Origin of the sequence: Acidocella sp. (assembly GCF_050253495.1) — a bacterium.
Lineage (GTDB): Bacteria > Pseudomonadota > Alphaproteobacteria > Acetobacterales > Acetobacteraceae > Acidocella.
The window spans coordinates 1-14,390 of the sequence record NZ_JBFWIX010000010.1 but is presented as its reverse complement, the minus strand read 5'-3'; the positions used below and the strand labels follow the sequence as shown (position 1 = coordinate 14,390).

Sequence of the window (14,390 nt, the reverse complement as noted above, 5' to 3'; positions counted from 1 at the left end):
AAATATGAATGGATCAAGACATGTTCATGGCATTGCGCTCCGATATGGCGGGAATTCGCAGCGATATGAGTGCAATGCGCCAGGATATAAGCATTTTGGAAGCCAAGGCTGAATCCTTGGAGGTTTGGCGAGTGCGGTACTTAGCCCAGGAGGATCAGGTTGTAGCGAAGATTTTCGCGAAAGTTGATGAGCTTGTTGGAGGGTTGGGCGATATGAGGGCTGATTTGTTCAGAATAAGGGGAGAGCGTGATGCCGAACGTCGGGCAAGCCTGATGATTGTCAGCTTACTTTCTGCTGTCTGTGGAGGCTTGGCGGCGAGTTTGTTCCATGGATAACTTTGCGGGTTGTCTTGATTTTACCTTGAGTATGGAGGGGGGGTATTCAGACGATCCCGCCGATCCGGGAAATTGGACAGGTGGCATTCCTGGAGCTGGAGAGTTGCGTGGGACGAAGTGTGGTATCAGCGCGGCTGCTTATCCCTCCCTCAATATTCAGGATTTGAGCAGGAAACAGATCGATGAAATTTATCGGAATGATTACTATGAACCCGTTCATGGAGATGATTTGTCTTCGTCTCTGGCATTGGTGGCGTTTGATGCGGCGGTAAATGCCGGGGTTCGCCATTCTGTTGTGTGGCTTCAGCAGAGTGCCGGTGTAGTGGCCGACGGGATATTTGGAAAAATAACCCTGGGAGCATTGCAAGGTGGCGATGTGGGTAAGCTGGCTTTAGAGGCCTTGGCCAGACGGCTTGATTATTATGCGAGATCGTCCGGATGGAATCGTTTTGGTCTGGGTTGGTCGCGAAGAGTTTTAAAGTTGGCGAAAAAAATTTGACGGTTGGAGAAAATATGCAAAAAATCAAAACTTTTTTTGAATCGCCACAGAACCGCACTGGTGTTTCGATCTGGATTGGTACGGTGATCACGGCTTTGATTCAGCTTTTTGGTCTGCATGAAACGCTGCCGACAGCCGATCTTCTTGGTTTGATAATCGGGTTTTTGAAAATCATTGAGCCGGAAAACACCGTGACATTGGCCCAGCTTGAGACGGCGGTGGCAGATGTGAAAACCTTGCTGACCGGACATGGATCGCAAGCGGTTGTCAATATCGCCGAGGATGCCGATGGTTTGATCCAGGCCGCTGTGAAGTAACTGGTTTGTAGAGGGGGTGGGTTATGGTCGATATAACGCAAATTGATGCGGGTTTGGATGTTGTTTCTAGCACGGGAAGTGCGGTCGGTGGGGTTGTGGGAAAGGCCGTTTCCGAAGGAAGCGCGGTGGTGAAGGCGGTTGCGGATACCGTGGGAGTGGAGCAGGCTGCGCATCAATCGGCTTTGACGACGGCAACGGCGGCTGTTTCCGCGCTGGCCAGCGCGGCTGCGCCGGCTCTGGCGGGTTTGCCGGTGAACGATGCAAAGAAGGCTGAGTTGGGATTGGGAATGTTGCAGATGATTTTGGCGGATTTGAAATCAATTTTCGCGTTCTGATTTCCGGAGTGGTGCGATGACGGAAGATTCCGTGGAGTTCAGGCAAGAAACAGCGGATAACCTGCGGAACTTTCGTGCCGCATTGACCAAGAACGCCAGGCGAGATCCACTTCGTAAAGCACGATTGCACGATATGGTTTTGAAACTTGGTATTTGGCGAGCCGGTGGGTATGCACCTTTTGGCGGTCATTCCCGTGTTGTGGATTATCAGCGGCACGCCCAAGGGCGGCGGTGGAACGGCATGGCTGAGGTTTTGCCGGTGGAGTTGAGATTGCCGCCCATTGGATCGGCTTTCCCGAAGGGACGGGGGTTACGGTGGGAGGTGTCCGGCTGGCCTTGGGCGACGCGTGAAGATGCCGGAAAATATGACCCTCACCTTGTAAGGCGGCGGAACGACCCTGATGGTTTGCTCGCGGTGCGTTCCCGTGTCGTGAGGCAGGTGAAGGCCGGGCCGTCGAGGAGTTTTGCGCCATCGCAAAGCGTATCGCCGGTGATGCGCGCGAAGCTGAGGGGGCAAAGCCGGAATGAGTTGACTGTTCGGCCGCCTGCTTCGAGTCCGGACGATGAAGCGGGGAGAGAGGAGGCGGCGTCAATCCGTTCGATGGAAGTGCGAAATGGGTTTCCGAGCCGCACAGGCGTTTTGCCCAAGGAACAGGATGTGCTGAAGACAGATGATGACGGGCCCAGTTTTGGTTCGCCATTGAGAATTGAAATGGATATGGCGGAAGCGCTGGACGATTATTTTTTTCGTCAATCCAGGCTCGCCCCGATGGGGGGGACGGCTTTCGACCCCCGGCTAAGCCCACTTTGGGCGGGGATGAAGCTGCCCGGTTAGGGCAGGGGGGTATCGAGGGATTTGATCAGATTTTCAGCTTCTTCCCAATCAAGGGCAATGGCTTGGTGGGAAATGCTCCGAGAAAATCCGCCCCTTGCCATGGCCGCGAGAATTTTTTCAGGCTTGGTTTCGCCGAATGGCCCAGCGCGGCGGCGGCGCAGATAGGCGCAGGCGGCGGCGAGTTCGCGTTGTGGATCCTCCGGTAGATCCGGCGATGAAACACCTTTTGCCGCCAGATGGGCGAGCGTGGCGCGGTGGGATTTGCCAGCACGGGTGAGACGCTTGGCGCGTGACGAGACAAAGGCGGCATCGTTCAGGAGCCCAAGCTCTTTGAGCCGTGTTATGATGCCGGGGATTTCGGCCTTGGCGCCGCGGATGAGGCGGGGGAGTTCGTCGGCCATATCGCTCAATTCGGTGGCTTGCTTTTGCCCCCAGCGGTCGATCCTGCGGGAGAGAACGCGGGCCAGTCCAGTCTCCGTTGCGGCGTAGCGGGCCAAATGGTTCATCGCCGCCTCGTACAGGCTGTCCGCGTTGGGGGCTTTTCCTGGCATAATGCGACTCTGCGCTGCTTTTCAGCTCTTGTCACGCGCGGAGAGTGGCACTATAGGCGCGTCTTCACCTTTATGGGTGATGCGCGCGTGTCCGGGCCTTTAGGCATGCCTGGCCGCCGCCCCGATTTCCGGGATCCTGCTCCGAAAGGGGTGGGTTATGCGATCAGGAGACTGAAATGCCGAAGCTGAAGACCAAATCCTCGGTCAAGAAGCGCTTCAAGATTACCGCTACGGGCAAGGTACTGGCCGGCCCGGGCAAGAAGCGCCACAATCTTTATGCCCGTTCTCAGAAGGCGAAGCGCCAGAATCGCGGTAGCCAGACTCTGACCCATGCTGACGGTTTGACCGTGAAGCAATGGGCCCCCTACGGCCTGTAAGGGAGGAGAGATAATATGGCACGTGTGAAACGCGGCGTTACCACCCATGCACGCCACAAGAAGGTTCTGGAGCTTTCCAAGGGGTATGTCGGGCGTTCCTCGACCAATTACCGGATTGCGCTGGAGCGCCTGGAAAAGGCCCTGCGCTATGCCTACCGCGACCGTCGGGTCAAGAAGCGTGAATTCCGCTCGCTCTGGATCCAGCGCATCAACGCGGCCGTGCGTGAGCATGGGCTGACCTATAGCCAGTTCATTTATGGTCTGAAGCAAGCTGGGCTGGAATTGGACCGTAAGGTGCTGTCCGCCATCGCGTTCGACGATCCGGCGTCTTTCGCCGAAATCGTGCAGGCGGTGAAGGGCGTTTCCGCCGCGGCGGAGTGAAATTTCCTTAAATTCTCTTGAGTCATGGCCAGGCTGAGCGCATCTCAGTCTGGCCATGACTGTTTTACCGCCCCTGCCAGAGCATCTGGCTGAACAAGCCGGCTTCTTGACCGACCATGAAAGGCGGCAGCTTTGGGAGGCTGCTGTGTTGATGGCGGACTCCCGTAGAGTGTTGGTCCGGTTGACGGCGCTGTTTGGTCGGCAGATCGAGGGTATTCGGGCCGCCATGTTCCAAGCCGGGGAAAAAATCGGCGGGCAGCTTTGGGCCGACCTGGTCCAGAAGGCGCAGGACGCGGTGGAAGATGTGCTGTGGAACAGCTATGGCTACGCCACATTCGGCCTTGGGGCCGCGCCGTATTTGGTTCGCCCTAAACAACCTCGTAAAAACTTGATCCATAGGCTGGCTACAACGGCCAGTGGCGTGGCATCCGGTTTTGTCGGTTTGCCCGGTGCGATCGTCGATATTCCCTTTACCACGACGACCATTTTGCGCTCGATCGCGGAGGTGGCGCGGGATTCCGGGGAGGATTTATCCTCGGAGGATACGAGGCGGGCCTGCCTTGAAGTGCTGGCATTTGGTGGCCCCGGTGAAAGCGGAGACGAAATGGAGACTGGCTATTGGGCGGCCAGGCTCGGTGTAAGCCATCTGACGATTAATCTGTTGATTCGCAGTGCGGCTGGGCAATTTGGCTTGATTTTGTCGGAAAAGCTGCTGGCGCAGATGGTGCCCGTGGCGGGAGCGGTGACGGGTGGGCTCCTGAATTATAGCTTCACCGATTATTACCAAAGCATGGCCAAGGTGCATTTTTGTCTTCGCGCGCTGGAGCGGCGAACGGGGGACGCGGCGGCGGTGAAGCTGGCTTTCGAGACGATGCTGCGGGCCGCGCGGGAGCGCAGGCGCATCGGTAGGCACCGGCGCCAGATCGCGCCGGTTATGCTGCGGGCGCGTTGACTATTTGAAGCTGATCAATTCCACATCGAAAACCAGAGTGGCGCCGGGTGGAATGACGGAACCGGCGCCGCGTTGGCCATAGCCATGTTCTGGCGGTAGCACCAGCGTGCGCTGGCCGCCAGCCTGCATGGTGGAAACGCCGATATCCCAACCGGAAATGACCTGGCCGACGCCGAGCTTGAAGGTGAAAGGTTGTCCACGGTCGCGCGAGGAGTCGAATTTTCGGCCTTTGGCGCCGTTTTCGTCCAGCCAGCCGGTATAATGTACCGTGACCATTTGACCCGCCTTCGGGGTTTCGCCGGTACCCACCACATGATCTTCATATTTCACGCCGGAGGGTAGGGTGACGATGTTGGTTTCGGCCAAGGCGGTCTCCTTTCAAAGTTAAACGGGGCGGCTTGTACCGCCCCGCTTTATTTAGTCAGTTCTTGGCTTGGTGGAAACCAGCCGCATCCAAGGCCGATTTGCAGGCATAAGCGCCGTGTTTGGTTTTGCCGTAATATTTGGATTTACTGCCGTGATAATCCTTGCTCTGGTTTAGAGCCGTCCATTCCACGGTGCTGTGCGGGCAATGGGCGGTGGCCGCGCTGACAGTGGAGAAACGCTCGCTCGCCGGCAAGCCAGTATGGCTATGGGTGGAGGAGTGGGTCTTCGCCGGCTTGGCGGTGGCGGTTGGGGTCATGGTGCCAGAGGGGGCGGGAGGCTGGCTGCTAGCGGCGGTTTGCGCCATGGCGGGCAGGCTGACCATGCAGGCGATGCCAAGAATTGGCAGTAGCTTGGCGATGTTCGTGACGCTCATTTAACTCTCCTGAATAGGGAACACGCCGCTTTCTTTGGAGCGACGCGACAGGGCGATGTGCCGCCGGGCCGTTTCGCGGCGCGGGCCATTTCGTCCCATGTGCGGTGTATTCAGCGAAAAGCGTGGCAGTTTTGCGGCAATGAGGTTTGCGCCGGGCGCGGTGGAGGTTTAGGAGTGCCGCCGTCTTCAAACTTCGTTGAGATACGACCATGACCCTCATCGCAGACCGCTTGAACCGCATCAGCCCGAGCCAGACCATCGCCATTTCCACCAAGGCGCGGGCGCTCAAGGCCGAAGGCCGGGATATTATCAGTCTTTCGGCTGGTGAACCGGATTTTGATACTCCCGCCCATATCAAGCAGGCGGCGATTGAGGCGATCAATGCCGGTGATACCAAATATACGGACGTGGCCGGCACCCCCGCCCTGCGCAGGGCGGTGGTGGAGAAATTCAAGCGCGACAGCGGCATCGACTATAAACCGGAGGAGGTGATTGTCTCCACCGGCGGCAAGCAGGTGATTTTCAACGCCATGCTGGCCACGGTGCAGGCCGGAGACGAGGTGGTCATCCCCACACCGTGCTGGGTTTCTTACCCCGATATCGTTCAACTGGCCGAGGGCACCCCGGTGTTCGTGCCTTGTTCCCAGAATAACGGCTTCAAGATGCGGGCCGAGGATCTGGAGGCGGCGATCACCCCCAAGACCAAATGGGTGTTTCTGAACTCCCCCAGCAATCCGACCGGGGCGGCTTATTCAGCCGAGGATTTGCGCCCGATCTGCGAAGTATTGCTGAAGCATCCACAAGTTTGGGTGTTTACCGATGATATTTATGAAAAGCTGACCTATGACGGCTTCAAGCCGGCCACCATCGTGCAGGTGGAGCCGAAACTGAAGGAGCGGACCATCACGATGAATGGTTGCTCCAAGGCTTATGCCATGACCGGCTGGCGTATCGGTTTCTGCGGCGCGCCCGTGCAGTTGATCAAGGCGATGGACAAGCTGCAGAGCCAGTCCACGTCCAATACCTCTTCCATTGGTCAGGCGGCGGCTGTGGCGGCGCTGAATGGGCCGGAAGGCGCGCTGGGCGAAATGGTGAAGATCTATAAGGAACGGCGAGACCTGGTGGTGGATATGCTGAATCAGGCTCAGGGCTTGAATTGCCATAAGCCGGAAGGGGCGTTTTACGTGTTTCCGTCCATGCAGGGCTGTATCGGCAAAACCACCTCCAAGGGCAAGAAGATCGAGACTGACGAGGATTTCGTGATCGCCTTGCTGGATGAAGAAGGGGTTGCGGCCGTGCATGGCTCGGCCTTCGTTTATCCGGGTCATTTCCGGATTTCCTACGCGACCTCCACAGAGGCATTGCGTGAGGCTTGCACGCGTATTCAGCGCTTCTGCGCCTCTTTGCGCTAAGTACGACAGGATTTATGGCACCGCAAAAAAGGGGCGGCACCGGAAGGTGCCGCCCCTTTTTTGCGTGGTGCGCCGGGAGGGACTCGAACCCCCAACCAAACCGTTATGAGCGGTCCGCTCTAACCATTGAGCTACCAGCGCCCTGCGGTCTCGCTTTTAAGTGGCCGGGGCTTCCCGTCAACTGCTGACGTGGCAAAACGCCGCATACTGGCCAGCCGTGCGGTGGCGCGGTATAGGCGGACAGCCTTCTATCAGGGAGTTCTGGCAATGGATGTGAGCAAGCTGTCGCCCGGCAAGGATGTGCCGCACGATATTAATGTGGTCGTGGAGATTCCGGCCGGCTCTGGCGTGAAATATGAGGTGGACAAGGATAGCGGTGCCCTGGTTGTGGACCGCGTGGTGTTCACGCCCATGGCTTATCCGGCTGCTTATGGCTTTATTCCGGGCACGTTGGCCGAGGATGGCGACCCGGCGGATGCGCTGGTGTTGTTGCCAGCCCCTGTTGTGCCGGGCGCGGTGATCCGTTGCCGTCCTATTGGCATGCTGCAGATGGAAGATGAATCGGGTCAGGATGAAAAGATCGTCTGCGTGCCACATGACAAGGTGCATCCGCAATTTTCCGGCGTGAACGAGGTGGCCGAGTTGCCAGCCATTACACGCGACGTGATCAAGCATTTCTTCGAGCATTATAAGGATTTGGAGAAGGGCAAGTGGGTCAAGGTGACCGGTTGGGCCGACCGCGCCGCCGCCGAAGCGGCGATCTCCGCCAGTCTGGCGCGTGTAGCCAAGGCATAATCAGAGTTACGAGGCTGAATGAAAGGCCTGCCCGGGAACCCGGGCAGGCCTTTATGTTGTCAAATATTAGCCGGGATTAGGCGAATTTTTTCCGCCGGACGATCATTCGAACCCCGATATTGATGGCCAGGACAACCAGCATCACCAGGAAGGCCGCGGCGAAGGCGAGCGCGTGGGATTTCGCGTCAGGCTGGTCGATGAAAGTCCAGATGACATAAGTCAGGTAGGCGACGGGTTCATGGGTGAAATGCCCATCCCACCCGTAATTGGACCAGCCGGCCGTGTAGATTAGGGGGGCGGTTTCACCGACTGAGATCGCCAGCGCCAGCAATGCCCCGGTGATGACTCCGGAAGATGCCGCCGGCAGCACCACCTTGAACACGACGGTTGAATCGTTGGCGCCCAGGGCATAGGCCGCCTCGCGCATGGAATTAGGCACTTGCTGTAGGGCGAGCTCGGTGATGCGCGCCAGATATGGCACGATCAGAATAGCGAGGGTGATGGCCGCCGCGGCAAGGGAGAAGCCCCAGCCAAAGCCGATAATCATCACGATATAGGAAAAATACCCCAGAACGATGGAGGGGGTGCCCGTCAGCGTGTCGGACATGAAGCGAATGGTGCTGCTCAGCTTGTTCTTGCCATATTCCGACAGGTGAATGCCAGCCCCGACCCCGAGCGGAATGGCGATCAGCATGGCGAACAAGGTGATCACCATGGTGCCTTCAATGGCGTTTAGCAGGCCGCCATTGGCGCCTGTCGTGTTTTCCGTGAAGAGATGCCAGGAGAATGCGGAAAGGCCGCGCCATGCGACGACAAACACGATGTCGATCAATGGTGCGATGACCAATATGAGCCCAATGCCGCATAGCACCCAGCCGATTTTGCTGACGATGATCCGGCGCATCTCCAGCGCCGAGCGGGGAGAATTAAGCGCGCTTGCGGACACGGAGAGCTCCTGAGGTTAAAAGTTTGGCGCAGGCGTTCACCGCCAGTGTGATAACAAACAGCACCAGCGCGATTTCGGCCAGGGCGCGGACCGACATGTTGGTGGGGTCGCCCTCCGCGCTGTCCAACTGCCCGGCGATAAAGGAGGCGATGGTCGAGATTGGCGAGAAAAGGGAGGTCGGCAGGATGTTAAGCCCGCCGCCGGACACCATGAGCACCGCCATGGTCTCACCCAGGGCCCGGCCTAGCGCCAGGACGATGCCGCCAACCAATGTCGCGCGGACCATTGGTAGCATGGCCTTGCAGACCACCTCGAAATGGGTGGCGCCGAGCGCGAAGGCGGATTCCCGGTTTTCCTTGGGCACCTGCATGAGGGCGTCCAGCAGGGTGGAGGCGATGATCGGGGTGATCATCAAAGCCAGAACAATCGAGGCGGCGAGCAGGCCATAGCCGTTTCCGTCCGGCGATAGATAACGGCCGATGAACGGCACCAGAATGGCGATGCCCCATAGCCCGAATACGACAGAAGGCACCACGGCGATCAGTTCCACCAACATCGAGAGGATGGGGCGGATTTTCGGTGGAATGATCTCGGCCAGGAAGATGGCGGCGCCGACAGCGAGCGGCACGGCGATGATGATGGCAATGGCGGAGGAGGCCAGGGTGCCGACAACGAAAACAAGGATGCCGTAATTGGCACCCGGAGGAACCTGGATGCCGCGTGTGACGACAGGGTCGCTATAAAGATCCCCTAGATCCCAATTGACCTCGGTCAGAAAGTGCAAGCCATTGAAAATCATGGCTTGACCTGAATAGAGCACTAAAAACAAAACAACCGCGCAAAGCGCGGCGGGGATTAAGAGGCTCAAGCTCAAGACGGCAAGGCGGAAGGGGCGGATTTTCATGGGTCACCCTATGCGCGGAAATCCTCTCCCAGCCTAGCAGGCCAGGAGAGGGAAGAGGCGGTTTACTTGATCTTGGTGATCTGGGCCTTGGACAGCTCAACCACGGCCGGGGGCAGGGGCACGAAATGCACCTGCTTCAGGAAGCTCATGCTGTTGCCTTCGGTGATCGCCCAGGTCAGGAAGTCACGCACGGCACCGGCAACGGTTTCGGAGGGCTGGCGGGCGTTTATGATCGCATATTCATAATTCACGATCGGATAAGCCTGCGCGCCCGGCGAGAAGATCATGCTGATACGCTCATCGGCCGGGGTATCGTTGGCCACGCTCTCGGCGGCGGCGGAGATGGTGGCTTCGGTGGGCACCACGTAGTTGCCGGCCTTGTTCAACAGGGCGGCTTGGCCCAGGCCAGCCTTGGCGGCGTCATCGGCAAAGGAGACGCCGATATAGGCGATGGAGTAGGGGTTTGCCTTGGCGGCGGCCAACATGCCGGAATTACCCTTGGCGCCCAGCGCGCCCCTCACGGCCGGCCAGGAGACCGAGGTGCCATATTTGATGGTGGCACCCCAGTTCTCGTCGGAAGCGGAGAGATACTGGGTGAAGATGAAGGTGTCGCCCGAACCGTCCAGACGGTGAATGGGGATGATCACATGGTCCGGCAGGGTGACGCCCGGGTTGGCGGCGGTGATCGCGGGATCGTTCCACTTGGTGATCTTGCCTTCGTAGATGCCAGCCAGGATCGGGCCGGAAAGCTTCAGGCCGGTGATGCCGGGCAGGTTATAGTTGATGGCCTGGGAAGAAATGGCGAGCGGGATGCTCAGCATGTTCGGGTGAGCCTTGACCATTGCGTCAGGCAGATAGGCGTCGGAGGCGCCGATATTCACCAAACCCTTGAGGGACTGGGCGATGCCCGCGCCGGAGCCGGTGGAAGTTGTGGTGATGTCGGCGCCGGGATGGCTGGCGCTGTAAGCTGGAACCCACAGGTTGAAGAGCGGATAAAGCAGGCTGGAACCGGTTTCGACCAGCGGCACAGAGGCGGCGTCGGCCTGGGCCGGGATAACGCCAGCGGCGACGGTGATCGCCAGGGCGGCGGCACCAGCGCGGAGGAGGTTCATCATCTTCACGTTCGCGTTCCTTATGTTAGGGCTCCGAGAGCCTTAGTTTCGGCCTGCGCGGGAGAAGCCTCCCAGCGTGGCCCCGCAATAATTGAAGCATGTGACAATGGCGACAGGGTTTGCGTTGCAATTCAATGACATTTCCGGCTGGTCAGGGGGGTGAGAACGTGGTTCTCTGCGTTTGTCGCACCGCGAAATGCTTGAGAAGGTGTCGTGTTGTCACATAACATATTGTTCATGTGGGAGTTGTGCCGATCCGTGTCCGGCTTGGCGGATGGAGCTGTCCATTGCCATGCGTCAGGGTAAAGGCTGGGTCTAGTGACATAAACGTCACATGAAATCGGATGATAAAACTCTACATAAGTCTCTGTAACCTGGAGGTTCTGCATGACGCGAGAGGAAATTCTCAACGCCACATCGATGCCCCTGGCTTCCCCGAGTTATCCAAAGGGACCCTATCGTTTTTACGACAGGGAATATCTTCTGATTCATTATGAAACAGACCCTGACATGTTGCGGGCCTTGTTGCCCGAACCGTTGGAGCCGGACGGGAATGATGTATTTTTCGAATGGATGAAAATGCCTGATTCCAGCGGCTTTGGGGATTATGAGGAAAGTGGATGCGGGATTTCGGCTCTGTATAATGGGATTCCGTGCAACTATAGCGTCATGATGTATCTCGACGACGAATCCCCCACCACGGGAGGGCGCGAGATCTGGGGGTTTCCCAAAAAATTTGGTTTGCCCCGGCTGAAAACCATTCACGAAACGCTGACCGGGTCTCTTTATTACGACGAGGAGCGCGTGGCTTTGGGCACCATGGTTTATAAGCAGAAACCCATGGATCCCGCCGATGTGATCACCGGGATGAAAAAGCTCAACATCAACCTGAAGTGGATTCCAGATGTTGATGGCAGCCCGAAAATCGCTCAGCTTGTGGGGTATTATTTGGAGGATATAGACCTCAAATTTGCCTATACGGGCGATGCGCGGCTGCATCTGGTTCCGCACGCGAATTGCCGCCTGGCTGATTTGCCGGTACGCAAGATTCACAATGGTCTGCATATGTGTGCCGATTTGACACTGCCCTACGGGCGGGTGCTGCACGACTATCTTGAAGAATCGAAATGACAAAGAGAGGGAAATAGCGATGGCCTTAAAAGGTAAGGTTGCACTTGTCACCGGTTCCACCAGCGGTATCGGCCTGGGTATTGCCCGCGCATTGGCCGCCGAAGGGGCCGGCATCATGCTCAACGGGTTTGGCGATGCGGAAGAAATTGAAAAATTGCGCGCCGATCTGGCTAAGGAATTCTCTGTGAAGGTGGCCTATGATGGGGCTGACCTCAGCAAACCCGATCAGGTGGCGGCTCTCGTGCAGAAGACGTTGGACGAGCTGGGCCGCATCGACGTGCTGGTGAATAACGCCGGGATTCAGTTCACCGCACCGGTGGATGAGTTTCCCGAAGCGAAGTGGGAAGCCATCATTTCCATCAACCTCTCAGCTGTTTTTTACGGCATGAAGGCCGCGATCCCCGCGATGAAGCAGCAGGGATGGGGGCGTATCATCAATATAGCCTCGGCGCATGGTCTGGTCGCCAGCCCGCATAAGGTGGCCTATGTGGCGGCCAAGCACGGCGTGGTCGGTGCCACGAAGGTAGCGGCCATCGAAACGGCCAATGATGGGATCACCGTCAATGCCATCTGCCCTGGCTGGGTGTTGACGCCGCTGGTGCAGAAGCAGCTTGAGGACCGGGCCGAGGAAGCCGGTACGGATGTCGATACCGAGAAGAAGAAGATGCTTCAGGAAACCCAGCCAATGTTGAAATTTTCTACCCCGGAGGAAATCGGTGCATTGGCGGTGTTCCTGTGTTCCGACGGGGCCGCGACCATCACGGGCACGCCTGTTTCCATCGATGGCGGCTGGGTCTCCCACTAAAGCCGTCGGGATCGTTTATCTCTCACGATTTTACAGCCGCGCCAGTCATGCTGGGCGGCTGTAAGCTTGTCTGGGGCGGGCGTATAAGCGCGTCCGATGGATCAGGCGGAGCAAAGAATAAGATGCGAGACCAGGAGGCCGCGCGCTATGCGGCAATGTTGCGGCGAAGCGCGGAGCTGAAATTGATGCTGGCGGCGCGGGCCGAGCCTGTGCTGGCGGTGGTGGATGCTTGTGAGGCGGCACTACGAAGCGGCGGCAAGCTGATTTTTTGTGGCAATGGCGGTTCGGCGGCGGACGCGCAGCATCTGGCCACTGAGCTTGTCATCAGGCTGCGCGGGGCAGTGCCGAGGAGCAGTTGGCCTGCCATCACGCTGGCCCTGGATACGTCCGCCGTGACGGCGGCGGTGAATGATTTCGGTGTGGATGAAATGTTTTCCCGGCCTTTGCAGGGGCTGGGGAGGGGCGGGGACGTGTTGTTTGGCATCACGACCTCGGGCAGGTCGCCGAATGTGCTGGGAGCGCTGAAAATGGCGCGCGAGATGGGGATTGTATCGGTTGGCTTGCTGGGGGGGGATGGCGGCCCGGCTTTGCCGCTTTGCGACCTTGCCCTCTTGGTGCCGGACCAGGAAACGGCGCGCGTGCAGGAATGCCATATTGCGCTGGGCCATGCGATTCTCACCTTGCTGGAAGATAGGATGGTTGGCGCATGAGAGTGCTGGTGACCGGCGCGGCCGGCTTCGTGGGCTATCATATAAGTGAAGCCTTGCTGGCGCGTGGGATTGAGGTGGTGGGGGTCGATGATCTCAACCCTTATTACGATGTGCGGTTGAAGCAGGCACGGCTACGGCGTTTGAGAAAAGGGTTTACCTTTCATCACCTCGACATTGCCGACCATGAGGCCGTGAGGCGCGTGGGGGAGGGGGTGGAGGTTATCCTGCATGTCGCGGCCCAGGCGGGGGTGCGGTATTCGCTGGATAATCCGTTCGCCTATGCGGTTTCCAACCTGACGGGGCATTTATCAATTCTGGAAGTGGCGCGGCACAGCAAGAGCGTGAAGCATCTGATCTATGCCAGCTCATCCTCGGTTTACGGCACTGGCTCGGCCTTGCCCTACGAGGAAACCGAGCGAGCGGACCGGCCATCCTCCCTTTATGCCGCCACCAAGCGGGCGGATGAGCTGATGAGTGCCTCCTACACGCATTTGTTTGGGCTGAAGCAGACAGGGCTGCGGTTTTTTACTGTTTATGGTCCCTGGGGGCGGCCGGATATGGCGTATTTTGGTTTCGCGGAAGCCATCATGGAGGGTGTGCCGCTCACGCTTTACGAGAACGGCATGCTCAAGCGCGACTTTACCTACATCGACGACATTGTCGCGGGAGTTTTGGGGGTATTCGACCATCCGCCGGGAGAAGAAGCACCGCACCGCGTGTTCAATATAGGCAATCGCCGGGCGGAATATGTTCGAGATCTGGTGGGCTTGCTGGAACGGCATTTGGGGATAGGGGCCAAGATCGTGAGCTTGCCAAAACCTGACGCGGATCCTGTGGAAACCTGTGCGGATGTCTCTGCCCTGCATCGTTTATGTGGGTATACGCCCCGTACGAGGTTGGAGGAGGGCATTCCCAGATTTGTCGCCTGGTACAAGGATTGGCGCGTGAAAAGGACAGCGGTGTGAGGCGTGGCTAAATTTATTGTTTAATTTCAATATGTTAAAAAAAAACAGACAAATTCGTGAAAAACTTTCCCTGTCTGAGTTGACGGCTTTCGAAGCGTGGAATAGAAGCCCGTCCACCGACGGGGTTTACGGACTTGATCTGGACTGCTTCTGAGGTTAGACTGGTTGGCCTTGCTGATGACCTGATGGTTTAAGTTTAGGTTGGTTGGTTTAGATCTTTGACAATTGC

At 57.9% G+C, this 14,390-nt stretch carries 20 protein-coding genes and 1 tRNA gene; 14 read left to right on the top strand and 7 right to left on the bottom strand.

The annotated features are described in order from the left end of the window. Positions 1-8: 8 nt before the first annotated feature. The 5 genes from AB7D48_RS09380 to AB7D48_RS09360 are packed head-to-tail and all read left to right on the top strand — an operon-like array spanning position 9 to position 2,321. Positions 9-335, top strand: a complete 327-nt coding sequence (locus AB7D48_RS09380) for a hypothetical protein (protein ID WP_427978108.1) — start codon at positions 9-11, stop codon at positions 333-335. Beyond that, a complete protein-coding gene (locus tag AB7D48_RS09375) occupies positions 328-834 on the top strand; it encodes a glycoside hydrolase family 108 protein (RefSeq protein ID WP_427978106.1) in 507 nt (168 codons plus the stop codon). The genes AB7D48_RS09380 and AB7D48_RS09375 overlap by 8 nt, the downstream gene beginning before the upstream one ends. 14 nt (positions 835-848) lie before the next feature. Next, the gene (locus AB7D48_RS09370) at positions 849-1,151 is read left to right on the top strand and encodes a hypothetical protein (RefSeq protein ID WP_427978104.1); all 303 of its coding nucleotides are present in this window, start codon (positions 849-851) and stop codon (positions 1,149-1,151) included. 23 nt (positions 1,152-1,174) lie between these two features. Further along, positions 1,175-1,486, top strand: coding sequence for a hypothetical protein (locus tag AB7D48_RS09365; RefSeq protein ID WP_427978102.1), 312 nt, complete (start codon positions 1,175-1,177; stop codon positions 1,484-1,486). A 16-nt stretch (positions 1,487-1,502) separates the two neighbouring features. Next, positions 1,503-2,321, top strand: a complete 819-nt coding sequence (locus tag AB7D48_RS09360) for a hypothetical protein (protein ID WP_427978099.1) — start codon at positions 1,503-1,505, stop codon at positions 2,319-2,321. On the opposite strand, the gene AB7D48_RS09355 is transcribed toward AB7D48_RS09360, so the two are convergent. Beyond that, a complete protein-coding gene (locus AB7D48_RS09355) occupies positions 2,318-2,872 on the bottom strand; it encodes a regulatory protein RecX (protein WP_427978097.1) in 555 nt (184 codons plus the stop codon). The genes AB7D48_RS09360 and AB7D48_RS09355 overlap by 4 nt on opposite strands. Positions 2,873-3,048: 176 nt before the next feature. Between AB7D48_RS09355 and rpmI the strand changes: the two genes are divergently transcribed. From rpmI to AB7D48_RS09340, 3 genes are read left to right on the top strand one after another with little or no spacing between them, the layout of a single operon-like run. After that, the gene (gene rpmI, locus AB7D48_RS09350; RefSeq protein ID WP_048879756.1) at positions 3,049-3,249 is read left to right on the top strand and encodes a 50S ribosomal protein L35; all 201 of its coding nucleotides are present in this window, start codon (positions 3,049-3,051) and stop codon (positions 3,247-3,249) included. A gap of 15 nt (positions 3,250-3,264) precedes the next feature. Beyond that, the gene (gene rplT, locus AB7D48_RS09345; protein ID WP_427978095.1) at positions 3,265-3,630 is read left to right on the top strand and encodes a 50S ribosomal protein L20; all 366 of its coding nucleotides are present in this window, start codon (positions 3,265-3,267) and stop codon (positions 3,628-3,630) included. A gap of 55 nt (positions 3,631-3,685) precedes the next feature. Then, positions 3,686-4,582 carry an EcsC family protein gene (locus tag AB7D48_RS09340; protein WP_427978092.1) on the top strand — a complete coding sequence of 299 codons (897 nt, stop codon included), beginning with the start codon at positions 3,686-3,688 and terminating at the stop codon, positions 4,580-4,582. Here AB7D48_RS09340 and AB7D48_RS09335 read toward each other — a convergent pair whose 3' ends face one another. After that, a complete protein-coding gene (locus AB7D48_RS09335) occupies positions 4,583-4,948 on the bottom strand; it encodes an FKBP-type peptidyl-prolyl cis-trans isomerase (RefSeq protein ID WP_427978090.1) in 366 nt (121 codons plus the stop codon). A 55-nt stretch (positions 4,949-5,003) separates the two neighbouring features. After that, positions 5,004-5,381, bottom strand: a complete 378-nt coding sequence (locus AB7D48_RS09330; RefSeq protein ID WP_427978088.1) for a hypothetical protein — start codon at positions 5,379-5,381, stop codon at positions 5,004-5,006. 209 nt (positions 5,382-5,590) lie between these two features. On the opposite strand from AB7D48_RS09330, the gene AB7D48_RS09325 reads away from it, so the two are divergent. Then, entirely contained in the window at positions 5,591-6,793 is a 1,203-nt protein-coding gene (locus AB7D48_RS09325) for a pyridoxal phosphate-dependent aminotransferase (protein WP_427978086.1), read from the top strand. A 65-nt stretch (positions 6,794-6,858) separates the two neighbouring features. Here AB7D48_RS09325 and AB7D48_RS09320 read toward each other — a convergent pair. Next, a tRNA-Ile gene (locus tag AB7D48_RS09320) sits at positions 6,859-6,934 on the bottom strand. Between the two features lie 126 nt (positions 6,935-7,060). On the opposite strand from AB7D48_RS09320, the gene ppa reads away from it, so the two are divergent. Further along, positions 7,061-7,588, top strand: a complete 528-nt coding sequence (gene ppa / locus AB7D48_RS09315; RefSeq protein ID WP_427978084.1) for an inorganic diphosphatase — start codon at positions 7,061-7,063, stop codon at positions 7,586-7,588. A 76-nt stretch (positions 7,589-7,664) separates the two neighbouring features. On the opposite strand, the gene pstA is transcribed toward ppa, so the two are convergent. From pstA to pstS, 3 genes are all read right to left on the bottom strand, one after another. Beyond that, the gene (gene pstA, locus AB7D48_RS09310; RefSeq protein WP_427978082.1) at positions 7,665-8,534 is read right to left on the bottom strand and encodes a phosphate ABC transporter permease PstA; all 870 of its coding nucleotides are present in this window, start codon (positions 8,532-8,534) and stop codon (positions 7,665-7,667) included. Continuing rightward, entirely contained in the window at positions 8,515-9,438 is a 924-nt protein-coding gene (gene pstC / locus AB7D48_RS09305; protein WP_427978079.1) for a phosphate ABC transporter permease subunit PstC, read from the bottom strand. The genes pstA and pstC overlap by 20 nt, the downstream gene beginning before the upstream one ends. A 62-nt stretch (positions 9,439-9,500) precedes the next feature. Continuing rightward, complete coding sequence (gene pstS / locus AB7D48_RS09300) at positions 9,501-10,553, bottom strand: phosphate ABC transporter substrate-binding protein PstS (RefSeq protein ID WP_427978077.1); 1,053 nt, start codon at positions 10,551-10,553, stop codon at positions 9,501-9,503. 384 nt (positions 10,554-10,937) lie between these two features. On the opposite strand from pstS, the gene AB7D48_RS09295 reads away from it, so the two are divergent. From AB7D48_RS09295 to AB7D48_RS09280, 4 genes are all read left to right on the top strand, one after another. Beyond that, on the top strand, positions 10,938-11,681 hold the full coding sequence (locus tag AB7D48_RS09295) for an acetoacetate decarboxylase (protein ID WP_427978075.1): 744 nt from the start codon (positions 10,938-10,940) through the stop codon (positions 11,679-11,681). A gap of 19 nt (positions 11,682-11,700) precedes the next feature. Further along, the gene (locus AB7D48_RS09290; RefSeq protein ID WP_427978073.1) at positions 11,701-12,486 is read left to right on the top strand and encodes a 3-hydroxybutyrate dehydrogenase; all 786 of its coding nucleotides are present in this window, start codon (positions 11,701-11,703) and stop codon (positions 12,484-12,486) included. A 122-nt stretch (positions 12,487-12,608) separates the two neighbouring features. Further along, complete coding sequence (locus AB7D48_RS09285) at positions 12,609-13,196, top strand: D-sedoheptulose-7-phosphate isomerase (protein WP_427978070.1); 588 nt, start codon at positions 12,609-12,611, stop codon at positions 13,194-13,196. Continuing rightward, positions 13,193-14,161, top strand: a complete 969-nt coding sequence (locus AB7D48_RS09280) for an NAD-dependent epimerase/dehydratase family protein (protein ID WP_427978068.1) — start codon at positions 13,193-13,195, stop codon at positions 14,159-14,161. Before AB7D48_RS09285 ends, AB7D48_RS09280 begins: the two co-directional genes overlap by 4 nt. Positions 14,162-14,390: the final 229 nt, after the last annotated feature.